Genomic DNA, 16169 nt, shown 5'->3' with positions numbered 1-16169 from the left:
TGTAGGTTTTAGACAGACCTACACCATTCTTTTTATTTTTTAACTTATTACGGTGATAAGATGAAAACGATTGCAATAGCGATGATGTGTCATGCAATTAATGCTGCATATTGCCAATCAATGGGTGATGATAGTCAACCTGCTTGGGATGACACACCAGAATCACATAAACAAAGTTTGATTGCTGGCGTTGAAATGCATTTGGCAAATCCTGATGCAACACCAGAACAGTCACATGAAAGCTGGTATAAACAAAAAGAAGCTGAAGGCTGGAAATATGGTGAAGTCAAGGATGCGGAAAAGAAAGAGCATCCATGTTTTTTACCTTATGAAGAATTGCCACCTGAACAAAAGGCTAAGGATTATTTGTTCCGTACAACGGTGCATTTGGTTAAGCACTTGCCTGATCCTGAAGATTACTTGGCATTGAGTGCGGAAGTTGTGAATCTACGCCAAAAGGTTGAGCATCAAAAGAATGTCGCAATTAATACAGCGACAATCACCCCAACCAATGTTGTTCAAAAATCTGCTGGTGTATCAATTCAGTATATTGGAAATAAATCTCTATATACCGACCACTTATACGAATCAGCTTTAACCTTTGAACAAGGTCAAGTGCGATCAATTCCAAGTGATTTGGCAACCAAGTTTTTAAAACATCCTGAGTTTACTCGTTATGAGGGTGAGCCTGAATCCATTTCTGGTGAATCTACTGAGCAAGGCTTAGATGATGATACGTCAAGTATTCTCAATCGCTCTAAAGAAAAACAGCAAGAAGAAATTGATAAAGAAAATAAAGTTCTTGATGAAATTGAAACGATTGGAAAAATGACAAAGGCTGGCTTGGTTCAATATGCTTTAGAAAAGTATGAGCAGAAACTTAGCCCACAAAAAAATCTTGATGAATTAAAAGAATCAGTTACCCAAATGATTCATCAATATGGGGTTGTGTAATGCAGCTAAATGACCTGATCAGCCGTTTTCGCACACTGGCCAACGATAAAGTAGAACCATATTTTATTGATGATGCCAGTGTCATTGATTGGCTTAACGATGCCGTAAGTGAAGCGTGTATCCGTGGTCGTTTATTGCATGAATCCCAAAACAATGATGTTTGTAAAATTGATGTGACCGCAGGGACGGCCAACTACGCATTGCATGATTCACTATATGAGTTGAGTCGTATTTGGTTTGAGCCGTCTAGTGGCGCACACGGCACCTATCTAGCATTAATGTCTGCTGAGAGCTTAGATCGTCGCTATCGTAATGATAATTGGAAGTTAGAACAAGGCACACCGCAATTCGCAATTCAGGATGATACAGGTATTCGCCTTGTGCCAACCCCTAACGTGGATGGTGAATTGCAATTAGAAGGCTATCGGGTGCCATTGTCACCAATGGAAAATGATACTGATGTTCCTGAAATCAATTCGATTCATCATGTGCATTTAATCCAGTGGGTATTATACCAAGCGTTTAAGGTGCCAGATGCAGAGTTCTTTGATCCAAACCGATCAGCATTAGCAGAGCAGGAATTTACAGAATATTTCGGTATTCGTCCTGATAGCGATTTGCGACGCATTACTCGTGAAGATATACCGCATAACGTTATTCCATTCATGCCATGACTTGCTTGTGACATAAGCACCCCTGTAAGGCTAAAGCTTTTCAGGGGTTTTTCACATAATGATCTTACTTATTTTATTTAATGGTGCACAAAGATGGGCAAATTAATTCTTGATCTAAGACAAGGCGATGTGTTGAACATTGGCGATGCCAAAGTTCGATTGATCAAAAAGTCTGGGCAATTGGCTCGAATTTGTGTTGAAGCAGATAATCACATTGAAATTAAACATAAGCGCATGAGTGCTTCCGATTCAGTTACGGAGACTCAAGCACATGGCAAACACGCTCTATGACTACGCACGTCAACGCTTCTTAGAGGCACAGATTAACTGGATGACTGACACTATTAAAGTCATCTTGGTTGATACAGGTGCATACACACCGCAAACAGCAGTACATCAATACTTATCTGACATTCCTACATCTGCACGTATTGCAGGACCAGTAACACTAACTGCAAAGGCGACAACTGGTGGTGCAGCAGATGCAGCAGACGTTACATTTTCTGCGGTATCAGGTGCATCTATTGAAGCAATCGTGATTTATGCGGATACAGGGACGGAAAGCACAAGTCCTTTGATTGCGTTTATCGACACTGCAACAGGGTTGCCAATTACACCAAATGGCGGTGACATTATTGTAACGTGGGATAACGGCACAAATAAAATATTCAAGGTGTGAATATGAAAAATAGCCCTAAACCACCTACGCAAGCCGTAGGTGTCGCAGGATTTAAAGCCGATTTATATGCCAGTGATATTAAAAAAATTGACTGGCATATTTTGATTCATCTACCGAAATTTCAAATGTATGCCGTACAAATGACAGGTGGCAGTTATGGTAACTGTGGCAATGTCATGGAATGGATCATGGGTTATGTGCAAGACCGTATTCGCTCCTATGGGGAACAAAACTTTTTTGATGAATATGTGAATTGGCATAGCGAGAAAGGGTATTGGAAGAATGAAGATGTATATGGTCAGTTGATAGGTGAGTAAATGGTCGCAAGTACTGATACGAAATATTTTCTATATACAAATGCCAATGCACCCCAGCTTACCAATGTTTGGGGGCAGTTATGTAGCTTATTAGATGCATGCCTAGTAGACGGATTTAATCAAAAATCAATCTCAAGTTTATCCATCATTGGCAATGTGATTACAGCTAACTATTTCTCAGCACATGGATATTTAGACGGTCAAGTTTTGTTGCTAAGTGGAGCGACTGAGGCTACATTAAATAAAGAGCATCGTATTACATCAGTTACATCAACAACGCTTACTTTTGAGGTTGATGTCATACCATCAACTTTGTCGGGTTCAATAATTTCAAAACTAGCCCCCATTGGTATCACAAAATACTTAAGTGATAGCTCTAAGCGGATCTATTACTTTTCTGAAATGACAGATCCTACTTATTTGCGAGTTGATGAAGCGACTTTGGCTGCGGCAAGCGTAAACTATAGAGGGGCAATTGTCAGAATTTCAAAAGCGTGTACTAATATAAACACATTGCCGAATGCTGTACCAGTTGCAACCACCCCTAAATCAACCGATCCTCTTAAATGGATTTTTTCAACAACAACAACTGCAAGAACACATGCATGGCTTCTGGTTGGAAGTAAAAAAGGATTTTACTTTTTCCCTGCCGCTGGTAATTACACTCCAACAGATTATATGAGTGCCGCTCAATATGGAGTTATACAAGGTTCTTCACGCTTCCCTAGAGGCAACACCGTATTGCTTGCCCAATACATTGCGGGTTCAAGTTCTCCAGCAGACGGATATATGGTGACAGCTCCGAATGTCTGGACATCGAACTTAGATGCGACTTCATATGGTGCAATTAATCTTTCAGGGATTAAAGGGGCTACTTCTATCGGACGAAGTAGCCCATATGGCGGGTCTTCAAGTGGTTATGTATCTGGATCACTTAACACTGAACTTTCTGATAGTGCGAATGGAGCGCATGAGGATTTCATCACATCGGCTGGTGGTGCCATTTTAGCAAATCTAAGTAATAGCTATTTTCTAAATGCATCAATTGATGATGCTACTCGGCAAAGTTTAGCCTTTACCACAACAAAAAACTCTTTGAATGGAACGGGTAAGTTTATGTTTTTGGGTAATTGTGTGAGTGGTAGCGATGCCTATTTTGCAATTGATTTGATTGGGGATTTTATTGTATGAATTTTCAATTTGTTCGTAACAGATCGAACTTGGCTACAGGGTTATTTATTACAAAGCTAGGAGAAGCAAAGATTTTAGGCACGACCAAGAAGCTTGGTCAAATCTATCCTAATGTGACAATTCGACTTTATGAGCGTCTGAGTGGTAATAAGCTCCATGTTGCGGATACATCAAGTGATAAAAACGGGGTTTATAAATTCCTCAACTTGCCATCGGATCGAGAGTTTTATGTAGTCGGAATTGACCCAGCCAGCCAATACAATGCAGTCATTCAAGATAAGGTAATCGCAAAATGACACAACGAATTGCGGTGTGTGATGATGCGCTACTTGTAAGGTAGGGTGCTTTATGAGCCATACGACACCAGACTCACATAATGTTGTACTTGATTTTGATTCAGAAGTAAACACGCCCACGAATCCACATAATGTTGTACTCGATTTTGGTGCGAGTTCTAGTGCGACACAATATGTCAGTGTGGGTGGCATAAATTCTTCAGTTTATGGGCAAGTGGCTGTTAAAGGTTCTCGTGCATTATTCCCGACAGGCTTTATCGCCACATCTTTCGGTGAACAAGAGCTAATCCCATCTCTTTTAATTAAGGTTACTGGTTATAGCGCTACATCTTATGGTGCTGCCCACATCTGGAACTTTAATAGAGAAATTGAAGTTTTTGGTTTTGATGAGTCATCGGTTGAAACTCCATCAAAAGTCTACAACCTACGACAATATATACAGGATGTAGGTGGCGATGACGCTGCATCTTATGGTGCTGCTTACATACAAGGCGGTGTTAAATATCTCGACCTAAATAATCTTGGTTTTGATGCAGCACAATACGGCTTAGCAATTGTTATTAATACCAAAGCAGACCTGTTTGTAAACTTGGTTGATGAGGGTATTACACCACAAGAAATGCCAAGTCCAGATGTATCGCCACGTATTTTGTATCCAACGGGTATTTTAGCTTGGCAATTTGGCAATGCATTGGTAAAAAGAAACCCATCCCCTAAAGGGTTTACTACAGACTTATACGGCACGGCATGGGTATCACATAGTCCACGATATTTACTGCCTGCAAAAATAGATGCTTTTAATTCAGGCTATCCAAAAGTATTTGACCCTACTCAAAAAATATATGTGACAGGTGTATATACTGTAATTGTTGGTGGTGTGTTTGGTGACATTTCGGCAAAAAATACTAGAAGAATAATCACAGTATCAGGTTTATATTCACAATCATTCAGTGATTGGTCTATTGTAGGAAGTAATCTTAGAAATATTATTCACTCTGGTTTTGATGCTCAGAGATTTGGTAGCAATGCTATACAAAATAAAACGCCATCTATTGCACCTATTGGAATTTACTCTTTTGATGGTTTAAATTCTGGCATTGGTTATCGTATTCGCACACTAAAACCAAGTGGCTGGTATCAACCGAAATTTGGCACACATACACTTACAAAGCCACCAGAATTAAACCCTGTTGGAATATATCAGAATGACTTTGGCACTACATGGATTTCAAACAAAACTCGAAGTATTTATGCTGGTCTTGGACATGAATCTCTTGCCATTGGTGAGATTAATGTTTGGCACTTTGCAAGGTATTTAAATCCAACAGGCATCGTTAATGATGAATACGGAACGCCACGTGTAGAGCATGGGCGTAGGGTGCTGCTCGCTAATGGTTCATCTCATTCTGTTTATGGTGACGGTGCGTGGGTGTCTTATGCGGTACGACAATTATCTCCAAGTTCTATAACTTATCCGAACATACCTATTCATCGTGTAGGTGGACCACAACATATTCAACCTTTTGGTTATGTGGCAACATTATTTGGTAGCCGTATTATTCCGATTCGGCAGTTTATATATCCGCAAGGATTTATCAATCCGTTTGGTTTGGCTGTTGTTGATTTGCGAAGAAAATATCTCAAACCCAATGGTTTTTTAAGCACAGGGCAAGAGGGCGGCCATCGTTTTGGCACCGCAAAATTCTGGAATAAGCGTCAGTATATTGTTCAGTTTTATGATCTTGATAGTGGGCTAGTGCCACCAAAATGGATTGGTTGGACGAGTATTGTAAATCGAAATAGAATCGTTGGAGCAATAGGCAGTAATTTTGCACGTGTAGCTGAACCTTATATTGAAAATAAGGCTCGACCATTATTGCCATTAGGCATTGATGCTCAATCTTTTGGCAAGCCCATGATTGCTGATCGAGTGCGGTATTTAAAATTACAGGGTTTGGAGTCACCGTATATTAGCGGCTGGTCTGCAATTTATAATGCTGCACCTGTTATTGCTCAAAAAGGTTTTAAAACTGATGCCTTTGGTATGGCAGCAATTCTGAATACTCGAAGATACTTCAGTCGCATAGGTAATTTTGAAAGTCTTGAGATGGGTAAACCCATGATTGCTGATCGGATCAGGACTTTAAAATTTGAACAGAGATATACAATTTCCCCACCAATTATCCCTTTACCGATTGTTGATTTATATACACGTTATATTGAGGAAGTAGGACGCTTTGACGAGCATCAGGTTTTTGGTTTGCCAATATTAAATATCCGATGGAATAAAGTAATAACAAGATGGACACATCGAGATTATTTCGGTGATCCAATTTTGAAAAATCTAACACCTGAATTAAAACAGCGTGGCCATAATGGTGAAGAATTTGGGCAAACAAATATTCGTACACAATGGCGTGAACTGTTACAGCAAGGCAGCGAAAATATTTTGTGGGGTAAAAGTGAAATTGCCTTTCGAGATAGACAATTTTCTGTTTCAGGATTTACTCAATGGGCTATTCCAACACACAAAGTTACTAAAACAGGTGTGCCGCCATATTACCCACAATATATTTGGTTGGATGCAGTTGAAATAGATGGTGAGCAGAATGATGGTCATGGAATTTCCATTCCAGGTGGTCAAGTACCACGCCCATTAATCAAAACCAATGTAATATTCGTGAGCGGATTTAATGCTGCAAGGTATGGTGAAGATCACCATGCCCAATCAAATGGTATTGTGATGGAGTATGGAATTAGTATGCCTGACTTCGATCAGATGCCACACGTTACCTTAAAAAATAGAACAATATCAATTAATAAGGGGATTGATTTTACTATCACTGTTGGTAAGCCGAGATTATCACCACATACCATTTATGCTGTTATGGAGGCACCACTGCAGGCTATAGCAAATCATTATTCTGGAAGTAATCATTATGTAAATAGTGGTGGCGGAACCAGATGGCCAGGCGAGGTATTTGGTCAAACATTGGTCAGCTTGAAGCACCGATTATTACAAAACATTGGTTTGGGAAACAGGGCTGGTTATGGCGTACCTCAACTTGATCTTAAACGTCGCTATATAGAAGTAAAGGGAATGCAGGCACATCGTATGGGTTGGCATAATTTTGGAGATGAAACTAGATTTATCACCCAAAGCGTATCATCCATGATGTCTTTATTTGGAGACCCTACATTAAAACGCAGTGAAGAACTAAATCGAACAATACACCCACATGGTGCTGATACACTTGGTATCTCATCGTTAAATTACATTTCTCATTTTCATAGGACTATGAGACCGAATGGTTTTAATTCAGAAAGAATGGGTACTCAGTTAGGTGGTGATGAACCTTTTATGTGGCAAGGTCTACGAGTGGGGAAATTGGTCAAGGGGAACTACGGTGGTTTTGAAAATGAAGCCTTTGGTCAAGCATGGATTTCTAATAAAATCCGTGAAGTAGGCGTGCAAGGTTATGATGCTTTTAAGTGTGAATATGACTATACAAATTTCGATGAAAGAATGCGTGTCATTCGTAAAGACTTACCTAAACCAAGTCTTTCTATTCAACCGGTGGGTGTTGATGCTTTGGTCGTCACAGTGCCTAATATAAAACCAGCAGTACATTATATCCGACCTGATGGAAATGCAGATCAGTACAGAAAAGGGGCTTTCTAATGGCAGCTTTAAAATTATTCCCAATTTTAGGGATGAATAATGTTGTTGCGGATGATGGGTTACAGGTTGGTGGCGATTCCACCAAACTTTTTGTTCGTGATGCAGTAAATATTGATGTTACCGATACAGGACGAATTGCTTTGCGTAAAGGTGCAGCCCAAGTATCAGGATTAAATTTTAAAAATATTTGGCAAAGTCCTCTACATAAAGATGTATTTGCAACACTTGGGGAGCAGCTCGTTAAATTGAATCCAGTCACATGGCAATATGATGTTTTAGCAATGGTTGGGAATAGTGCCTTGCGTTATGAGGTGGTAAACAACCTCATCTATATTGCCAGTGATAAGGAAATCCTGATTTATAATGGACAACAGTTGCAATCACTTAGCATTGCTACACCTGCGGCACCTATATTAACTATGCTTGAAAGTGGTGGGGCATTAAAAGGTGGCTCATACAGTGTTGCAATATCTTGGTTACGTGGACAACAAGAATCAGGTTTATCCCAAGTTGATTCAGGCAATATTGAAATAAAAACCAATGTTAATAGTTATGATGATACTTTTGCCAGTATTCAGATAAATTTACCATATTGCCTTGATACATCGGTCACAGAAGTTAGAGTATATGTTACTCATCGCAACGGTAGTGAGTTATTACATTATGCTGATTATCCAATTAACACCAATATTATTACTATCACTAATCTGGAACAGATAGGAATGTCTGCCCGATTTAAAGGGCTTTCGCCTATGCCAACAGGTAAATACATGAAATATTGGCAAGGTCGTTTGATTACAGCAGACAAGAATATTTTACGTTTTTCAGAGCCTTTAGCTTACCATTTACATGATGAGCGTTTTGGATTTGTGATGATGCCACAACGTATTACTTTTATTTTGCCTGTGGATGGTGGGATTTGGGTTGGTCAAGTGACCCATGTGGTATTTTTGACAGGAACTAAGCCACAAGATATGACATTTCAGGCAAAAACTGCTCATGCTCCAGTACCAGATAGTGCGATTGAAATAGATGCGAATGATATTGGTGGGAATATTTCTCAAGGTGGTAATTGTACTGCACTTTGGTTGGCAGAGAATGGTTATGTTTTAGGTACATCGAGTGGTCAAATTATAGAACTGCAAGCAGGGATATTAAAAGGTGTAACAGCAAAATCGGGTAGGTCTGTAAGGCTAGGGAGAAGAATCACTACTATTGTAACGTGATGTCATTGTTTACTTACATGGTATCTGACGATGAGCAATCAAGAGTTACAACGTTCTTTACAGAATGATTTACATGCACGAAATTATGAGATGACTGAACAAGGCATCTATTTTCCACAGCAAGGTATTCTGGCACAGGGGGAATACTTTGATCGTGTCAATGGTGGTGAGTGGCAGGCAACACATAACCTTGTTGTCAATGAGGGGCTGGCACACTTGCTTAATGTAGCGATGGGGTCAAAAGTAAAGTCTGCTGGATATTATTTGGCATTGTTTAGTGGAGCAACTGCACCAGCACCTAACTGGACTGCGGCTAATTTCGCATCGGTTGCTGCTGAAATTGTAAGTATGACAGAGGGCTATACTTCTGCAACACGACCACAATGGACACCTGCGGACACCAATACTAACTCTATTGACAACTTTGCAGCAGTTGCTAAAGTGACCATTGCAACATCATCACAACTCACTGTTACAGGTGCAGCAATGCTCACGAATAGTGTTAAGGGTGGTACATCGGGCACTTTGATTTCCGCATCTAAATATACAGCCCCCCGTACTTTTCAGGATGGCGATGAGTATGAAATTGGCTATCGTTTAAGTTTCACTGCTGCATAGTATGCACAGTCCACGTTCTTATGGTTTATTTGTTGTCGATGGTCAATTAACTGAAAGTGATAAACTTTTTATTGACCATCAGATTAGAAAATTCTCAAACAATAAAACCATATCGAATTTAGATCACGCTAGGCAAGTGAAAGACTTGCCTGACGGTGGTTATGTCATTCTGCAAGATATGGGTGGAATTCTAAAGGCAATTGCACATAAAGAATTACCTTTAGATCAACTGGAACCAGATGGCTTCGCAAAACTGTATGTTCCAATGCTTTATAGTGGCGTGATTACAAAATCTATTGTCTTAACTGATGATGGGAAAGTCGGTATTAAATTAACTGAACAGGCTAGAAGAAGATTAATTGGTTATGATAAAAATAAGAGTTTGCCAGCCAAAGACATTGAATTACAAAGATTTAAAATAGAATACAGTCAATATTTTCAATATTTCAAACCCCAATACACGGGTATTTATACATACACTCAATATGTTAAACAGCGTCCTACTTGGCATAGTGGTGCCATTGTTGAAGTCATGCAGATCGTTGGTGGCTATGGTAAGCAAAGTGTAAAAAGTTTACCAGATATACCAATTGAAAGGGCGAGTTTTAAAATCACAGATAAATACATTGAGAAAATTTCAATTGAATTGGATGGGGTTCGATTGCCTGGATATTCAGGCATTCCGAATCCTGAGGGACAATTTCAATATGATTATAAATTTAGCCGATGCCATGGAGTGTCCTTTGATGATCAGAATAAACCATGGCTATTACAAATAGATGCCAGTGGTGTATGGGCAATGCCCTTGCCATTAGTTCCTGCTACAACCACACAGGCATTTCGTGAATATGTACAGGAAGTGGATGATGAGGAAATCTTAAAAATTCTTGATCGTTTTGGTGGGATGCCGAGTGGAGAAAGCTTTCCTGTTGGGGATGACTTTCAGGCGTGGCGTAGAGCTGGAGTTGTGATTAAAGTATGTGATACGGCTGATTTTTATCATCATTCAGCTATGTATACGGCCTGTGGGTGGTCGTTTAACTCTAAAGGTACAGAGGGCTTTAACACGTGTCGAGGGTATGCCGATAATGGTTTAATGCACGCTTACGGGTACAAGATCAAGTTAAATTTGGGTTCGGCACAGAAAGATGGCTGGCTTGGTAAAATAGATGTAGAGAGCAACTATATTAAAGTAATTTCTCAATACTTAAATAAGTTGGCTGCATTGCTGCCCAAAGGCGAGCAAAAGACATTAGCAATTATGTATAAGTTGCGTCGTGTTCCTCAAGAGGATATATATTTTCAAGCTGAAACAAGCTTATACAATCCGCTAGGCGTTACATCTGTAGATGTGGATTATTGGGACAATTATGAAGTCCCACCCATTGCATCACACTCAGGAAGTGTGACACGAGCATCAAGCGGCGCAGTATGTTGGATGCTGGGCAAACAATACCCAACTTCTATGGGGCGATTAAAGTTTCCTGAATTAACAGGGCAAGGTTGTGAATCATTTATATTTGCTTCGCCTGATTACACTGGAAATTTTGTGCGCTGTGATACGGTTATGTTTGGTTGTTATGTTGATGATCAACTTAAAGTCGTTAAATTCTTCATTGATGACCGTACATTCCATAAAGAAGTGCAATCCACTTTTGAGGATGTAATGATTGTTGGTCAGTGGGATAAAACTGAAACGCAAGGTTCTACAGGCCTAATGGGGTATTTTTATACTTCTGACTTTGATGATCGTCGTGAAGCATCGGAATCCACCACCTATACTCATATCAAAGGCTCTGATTTAGGTTATGGAAATCCAGCTTATCAGACACCACCTTTGTTATTTACACATGGTAGTTTAAGTCGCTATCGTTATTATAAGCATGAAACAAAAATAAAAACAGAATCATCAGATTCATTGGATGTTGGTATATGTGTGCCTGTCTTTAACCGTGATTGCATCTTATATGCCTATCAGGAATCAACAGCAAGTGAAACGATGAGCGAAAAACATACGCTGAACAGTGTTCCTGATCCAACATCCTATCCACTCTGGACATACGATCCTATTTTTCACTATATCGGAGGGCGCGGTAAGGGCGAGCCTATACCTAGAACTGGTGAGTATGTTTATGTATATGGACCACCTTATCGCACTATTGATGATTATAGTGATTTTGCTGAATCAGGAGATTGGTTTGGTGTTGGCTCCAGCTACGTTGATGTGAGTGGTGTTTGTGCGCCTTATACAAGCCGAACATCAAGCACCCGTCAAGCTGCTGGTGTTGTTATTGGGGGAGAGGGTCCAACGATTGAACCTTATGAAAAAACCGAGACAGTACCAGGAAAAAACATAGGTAAGGTTGCAATAAGTTATGAGAAAGTTAATGCCAAAGTTGTACATCGCAATGTGCCTGAAAATTGGTATTTCTTTTTTTCACCTGTTGATGCAGGTGGCACACCTTACTATTTTTATCGTGATGCCTGTAAGGTTGTCTTTGGTGATAGTGAATATGCCAATATATCTGAAACTGACCAATATAACCGTCGCTATAAATGGGGCTATTGCAGTTTGGTTGATCATAAATCTGCATATCACTTTATTGGAGTAATTAACGAATGACTTTATATCGGGATGATATTCAGGAAACGATTGCATATTCCAATAACACGATGGGTAAGTCCAAAGCAGTCACAGAAGAACTCATTAGAATTAAAGAGGATTCTTTATATCGGCTTTATGCGATGTCGGGCGATACACTTTCTATTTCTGATGAGTTAATAGATTCTGCTATTTTCCCTATAAAAGATAGTGTCAGTGTTACTGACACATTGGTTGGGCGTAAGCGTCATGTGGATATGATTACAGAGCAAATTATTGTCTCTGATACATTCAAAACAAAATTATGTGCAAAGTCATTAATTGTTGATCAGATTAGTTCTGAAACATATTCAAGTGATAAGCAGCGAGTATTGAGTGTTGATCGACTATTCATTGAAGATAATTTCTTAAACAAGAAATTTAGTTTTGTTAAATTGAATGAAACAATATCTGTTAAAGACTTTTTTAGAGCTGGTGTTATTTTTAAGGACTTTATTAACGATGGTATTTCTATATTAGACAGAGTAGTTAAACAGAATACTCGTGCTTATACCTATGATGATATTCATTTTAATGAACAATATCATCATAAAAAAATTACAAGATCATTAATTACTGAATCTATATTGGTTACTGGTAGATGCGTTGCACGATATTCCGATTTTATTACAGACCATGTATTGCATGTTGAACAGTATTCACAACGTCTCAAAGTCAGACAACAAGTTATTGATAATATATCTATTAGTGAAAATATAAGTCAAAAACGTAAGGTAAAACAATGGTTAAGTGAAAGTTTAAGTCTTACTGATGTAAATCAGGGCAAAAACAATGCAAAACAATGGGTCACTGATCTAGTTTTTACTGATGATGATTATTCAGCAGAACGGCAATATGGTTATGCGTGGACTTCTAATGTTGATACATGGGCAATGAGTCGCTATCAGGACTATGGCTTTAGTGAGTTGGCTGTGATTGATGGGGTTCTTTATGGTGTTGCAGAAGATGGGCTATATCGTCTTGATGCTCATACATTTGTAGATGCCCGAATGGTTACGGGACAGCTTGATTTGGGTCAGGGTAATTTGGTTCATCCAGTTGCCGCATATCTGGAATATGAACTAGCTGGTGATAATAGATTCCTGTCTGTTGGTGTTGGTACAACTCAAAGTGGGACTAAACAAACTTATACATATAACTTGCCCACAGAACCGTCAAATTATCTGACTAATGGACGAGTGTTATTTGGTCGAGGTTTGCGTGGTCGGCATTTTAGCTTTGAAATCAAAATTGGCGGTTTGTATGGATATATCAATGATTTCTCTATTGATATGACAGCAACTAAACGGAGAATATAGTTATGATGTATCCAACATTAAATGTTGTTGATGAGTCTGTTGAACTCGTAAACGATAAAATGAGATTTTTTGAAGATAAAACTAATAGTTTACTTTCAGATATATCAGATTCATTATCATCTATAAGTAATATTGAGGTTGAACCTGTCAGCCCACCAACAGATTTACCAAAACCATCACCTGATGGCTATGAGCCATTAAAAGGGATTGCTGTACCTGAATTAAAGATAGATTTACCACAGCCGTCGATAATTGATATTGATGTTCAAACACCTGAAAAATTAACTGCCCCACAATTCACAGGATTGGATATTAATATTCCTGATGCACCTATCTTTGGTGAAGATTTATCAACTCCTACCTTTATTGATGCGTCAGTGATTCCCGCAGTAAATACCGATATTGATTTACCAACGTTACCTGCATTTAATGTACAAAATTTTGATGCAGGACAGTTGCCCAATAGCATTAATCTTGATGGTTTATTGCAGTCATTGGATTTAAGTGATCTGGATTTACCTCCAACACCTGATGCACCTATTTTGAATCTGCCTGATGCACCATCAATTACATACGTTGATGTACCAATACGTCCACAAATTGATGATAATGTGGATATGCCAGATGCTCCAACTATTATCTTGCCTGAAATGGATGTGCTTGAAGCTATTGCATTGCCCGACTTTCAGTATGATGAAATACCTGTCTTTGATGTTGCTCCCCCTGAATTGGAAGTTACTATTCCAGATATTGATGGAATCGTGGGCGGTGTTACCAAGGTTGTAGCAGAGGATTATTTTAAAAATAATACAGATAATGCGGTTGAACCTTTGGTATTGGAGATTCGGTCATGGTTACAAGGTAATCATGCTGGATTAGGGCTGCCTGTTGCAGTAGAACAATCTTTATTTAATCGAGCAAGGGAGCGTACCAGTAGAGAAACAGATCGAGCAGTACAGGAAGTTGTAACGGATTGGGCGAGCCGTGGTTTCTCAATGCCACAGGGTATGCTTGCAAAACAAGTCAATGATATTCGTGACAATGGGAAGTTGGCAATTGCCGATCTAAATCGTGATGTTTTAATTCAGTCGTTTGATAAACAGCTTGAACATATCCGTTTTTTAACAGAGCAGGGAATGGCTTTGGAAAAAATGAAGCAGGATATGTGGCTTGCCTATGTTTCCAATACTATGGAAATGGCTAAACTTCAGGTTGATAGTAAAATTAGTATCCTAAACGCTCAAATTAGTTTGTTTAATGCTCAAAACTCTGCGTTTGAAAGTCTGATTACTGTCTATAAGACTAAGATTGAAGCAGCTATTTCTAAAATCACTGCTTATAAAGCCCAGATTGACGCACAGCTTGCCATAGGTCAGATTAATCAACAACGTGTTGAGATATTTAAGGCTAAAGTTGAAGCTGCTCTTACCAATGTTGAGGTTTACAAAGCATTGGTACAAGGTGCAACTGCACGAGCAGGATTAATTGCCACCAAGTTTGATGCTTATAAATCAGAAGTACAGGCATATTCTGAACAAATTGGTGCTGAAAAGCTGAAAGTTGAGGTGTTTGATTCGCAGGTTAAAGCTGAAACGGCAAAGTCTGGAATGTACGAATCACTTGCTCGTATGTATGCTGCGACGGTGGATGGTTTATCATCAAAAGCCAACATTAAGGCTAAAGAAGCAGATTTAAGATTGGAGACAGCACGTGTACGGATTGCTGAATATACTGCCAATGTTGATGCGTACAAGGCTGAAATTGATGCAAAAATGGGTGTAGTGCAAAGTAATACTTCCGCATTTTCTGCACAAGTAGAAGCATTCAAGGCGAAAGCTGATATAGAAACCAGTAGAATGAGTACACAGGCAAGTGTAGTTGATTCCGCAGCACGTACTAAAATCGCTTTTGCTGATGCACAAGCGAAGTATGCTGAAATGCGTATGCGTGTGGGTATTGCCAATAGTGAATCGTTAGCACGTTTTGCTGACATGAAATCTCGTACTGCCATTGCAGTAAGTGAAGCACATTCACGATATGCTGATTTATCTTTGCGTACAACGATTGCAAATGCTGATGTCTATAACCGTTATATTGATTCTCGTATGCGTGTTGGTATTGCCAACGCAGATATGCAGGCACGTTACGCAGATATGAATAGTCGTACCAATATTGCATTTGCTGAAACTCATGCCAGATACGCTGATATGAATTTGCGTACAGCGATTGCAAATTCAGAAACACAAGCACGTTATACAGATATGAATGTCCGTACTAATATTGCATTTGCTGAAATGCAGTTAAAAGAGTACGAAGCAAATATGCAAAATGCGATTCAGAAAGCTCAACTTGCATTAGAAGCTGCCAAGGCAGTTGGGCAATATTCTTCACAACTTGCAGCAGGGGCGATGTCTGCTATGCACGTTTCAGCAAGTATCAGTGGTAGTGGTTCAAGTTCATTGAATTATAGTGCCAGTGAATCCAAGTCTGAAAGTCACAATTATTCATACTAACCCTGTAAGGCTAACGCTTACAGCCTGTATTGATTAAATATACATGATATTTATATTGG

Annotated in this window: 13 protein-coding genes; all 13 read left to right on the top strand. The window is 39.2% G+C overall.

Going from position 1 to position 16169, the window contains the following annotated elements:
* Positions 1-60 precede the first annotated feature (60 nt).
* The 13 genes from BJN41_RS00495 to BJN41_RS00435 all read left to right on the top strand — a co-directional run bounded on the left by BJN41_RS00495 (position 61) and on the right by BJN41_RS00435 (position 16110).
* Positions 61-954, top strand: coding sequence for a RyR domain-containing protein (locus tag BJN41_RS00495; RefSeq protein ID WP_070152159.1), 894 nt, complete (start codon positions 61-63; stop codon positions 952-954).
* Positions 954-1628, top strand: coding sequence for a DUF6682 family protein (locus BJN41_RS00490; protein WP_070152156.1), 675 nt, complete (start codon positions 954-956; stop codon positions 1626-1628). The genes BJN41_RS00495 and BJN41_RS00490 overlap by 1 nt, the downstream gene beginning before the upstream one ends.
* Positions 1629-1721: 93 nt before the next feature.
* Positions 1722-1919: a hypothetical protein gene (locus BJN41_RS00485; RefSeq protein WP_070152153.1), complete on the top strand. Its 198-nt coding sequence runs from the start codon at positions 1722-1724 to the stop codon at positions 1917-1919.
* A complete protein-coding gene (locus tag BJN41_RS00480; protein ID WP_070152150.1) occupies positions 1900-2307 on the top strand; it encodes a hypothetical protein in 408 nt (135 codons plus the stop codon). The genes BJN41_RS00485 and BJN41_RS00480 overlap by 20 nt, the downstream gene beginning before the upstream one ends.
* Positions 2308-2309: 2 nt before the next feature.
* On the top strand, positions 2310-2624 hold the full coding sequence (locus tag BJN41_RS00475) for a hypothetical protein (RefSeq protein WP_070152147.1): 315 nt from the start codon (positions 2310-2312) through the stop codon (positions 2622-2624).
* Positions 2625-3815 (top strand): hypothetical protein, encoded by a 1191-nt coding sequence (locus BJN41_RS00470; protein WP_070152144.1) that lies wholly within the window; start codon positions 2625-2627, stop codon positions 3813-3815.
* Positions 3812-4111, top strand: coding sequence for a hypothetical protein (locus BJN41_RS00465; protein WP_081406264.1), 300 nt, complete (start codon positions 3812-3814; stop codon positions 4109-4111). The genes BJN41_RS00470 and BJN41_RS00465 overlap by 4 nt, the downstream gene beginning before the upstream one ends.
* Positions 4112-4163: 52 nt before the next feature.
* Positions 4164-7793: a hypothetical protein gene (locus tag BJN41_RS00460; RefSeq protein ID WP_070152141.1), complete on the top strand. Its 3630-nt coding sequence runs from the start codon at positions 4164-4166 to the stop codon at positions 7791-7793.
* The gene (locus BJN41_RS00455) at positions 7793-9019 is read left to right on the top strand and encodes a hypothetical protein (protein WP_070152138.1); all 1227 of its coding nucleotides are present in this window, start codon (positions 7793-7795) and stop codon (positions 9017-9019) included. The genes BJN41_RS00460 and BJN41_RS00455 overlap by 1 nt, the downstream gene beginning before the upstream one ends.
* 90 nt (positions 9020-9109) lie before the next feature.
* Positions 9110-9637, top strand: coding sequence for a hypothetical protein (locus tag BJN41_RS00450; RefSeq protein ID WP_227515200.1), 528 nt, complete (start codon positions 9110-9112; stop codon positions 9635-9637).
* Between the two features lies 1 nt (position 9638).
* Complete coding sequence (locus BJN41_RS00445; RefSeq protein WP_070152134.1) at positions 9639-12260, top strand: hypothetical protein; 2622 nt, start codon at positions 9639-9641, stop codon at positions 12258-12260.
* Positions 12257-13597, top strand: a complete 1341-nt coding sequence (locus BJN41_RS00440) for a hypothetical protein (protein WP_070152131.1) — start codon at positions 12257-12259, stop codon at positions 13595-13597. Before BJN41_RS00445 ends, BJN41_RS00440 begins: the two co-directional genes overlap by 4 nt.
* Positions 13598-13602: 5 nt before the next feature.
* Positions 13603-16110 carry a hypothetical protein gene (locus BJN41_RS00435; protein WP_070152675.1) on the top strand — a complete coding sequence of 836 codons (2508 nt, stop codon included), beginning with the start codon at positions 13603-13605 and terminating at the stop codon, positions 16108-16110.
* Positions 16111-16169: the final 59 nt, after the last annotated feature.

This window comes from Acinetobacter towneri (genome assembly GCF_001758345.1).
Lineage (GTDB): Bacteria > Pseudomonadota > Gammaproteobacteria > Pseudomonadales > Moraxellaceae > Acinetobacter > Acinetobacter towneri_A.
Note: the sequence above shows the minus strand (reverse complement) of the source record. Positions and strands in the feature narration are given on the sequence as shown.

Excerpts from the sequence above, each read along its gene's own strand:
- BJN41_RS00495 (WP_070152159.1), top strand. The coding sequence starts at position 61 with ATGAAAACGATTGCAATAGCGATGATGTGTCATGCAATTAATGCTGCA.
- BJN41_RS00490 (WP_070152156.1), top strand. The coding sequence starts at position 954 with ATGCAGCTAAATGACCTGATCAGCCGTTTTCGCACACTGGCCAACGAT.
- BJN41_RS00485 (WP_070152153.1), top strand. The coding sequence starts at position 1,722 with ATGGGCAAATTAATTCTTGATCTAAGACAAGGCGATGTGTTGAACATT.
- BJN41_RS00480 (WP_070152150.1), top strand. The coding sequence starts at position 1,900 with ATGGCAAACACGCTCTATGACTACGCACGTCAACGCTTCTTAGAGGCA.
- BJN41_RS00475 (WP_070152147.1), top strand. The coding sequence starts at position 2,310 with ATGAAAAATAGCCCTAAACCACCTACGCAAGCCGTAGGTGTCGCAGGA.
- BJN41_RS00470 (WP_070152144.1), top strand. The coding sequence starts at position 2,625 with ATGGTCGCAAGTACTGATACGAAATATTTTCTATATACAAATGCCAAT.
- BJN41_RS00465 (WP_081406264.1), top strand. The coding sequence starts at position 3,812 with ATGAATTTTCAATTTGTTCGTAACAGATCGAACTTGGCTACAGGGTTA.
- BJN41_RS00460 (WP_070152141.1), top strand. The coding sequence starts at position 4,164 with ATGAGCCATACGACACCAGACTCACATAATGTTGTACTTGATTTTGAT.
- BJN41_RS00455 (WP_070152138.1), top strand. The coding sequence starts at position 7,793 with ATGGCAGCTTTAAAATTATTCCCAATTTTAGGGATGAATAATGTTGTT.
- BJN41_RS00450 (WP_227515200.1), top strand. The coding sequence starts at position 9,110 with ATGACTGAACAAGGCATCTATTTTCCACAGCAAGGTATTCTGGCACAG.
- BJN41_RS00445 (WP_070152134.1), top strand. The coding sequence starts at position 9,639 with ATGCACAGTCCACGTTCTTATGGTTTATTTGTTGTCGATGGTCAATTA.
- BJN41_RS00440 (WP_070152131.1), top strand. The coding sequence starts at position 12,257 with ATGACTTTATATCGGGATGATATTCAGGAAACGATTGCATATTCCAAT.
- BJN41_RS00435 (WP_070152675.1), top strand. The coding sequence starts at position 13,603 with ATGTATCCAACATTAAATGTTGTTGATGAGTCTGTTGAACTCGTAAAC.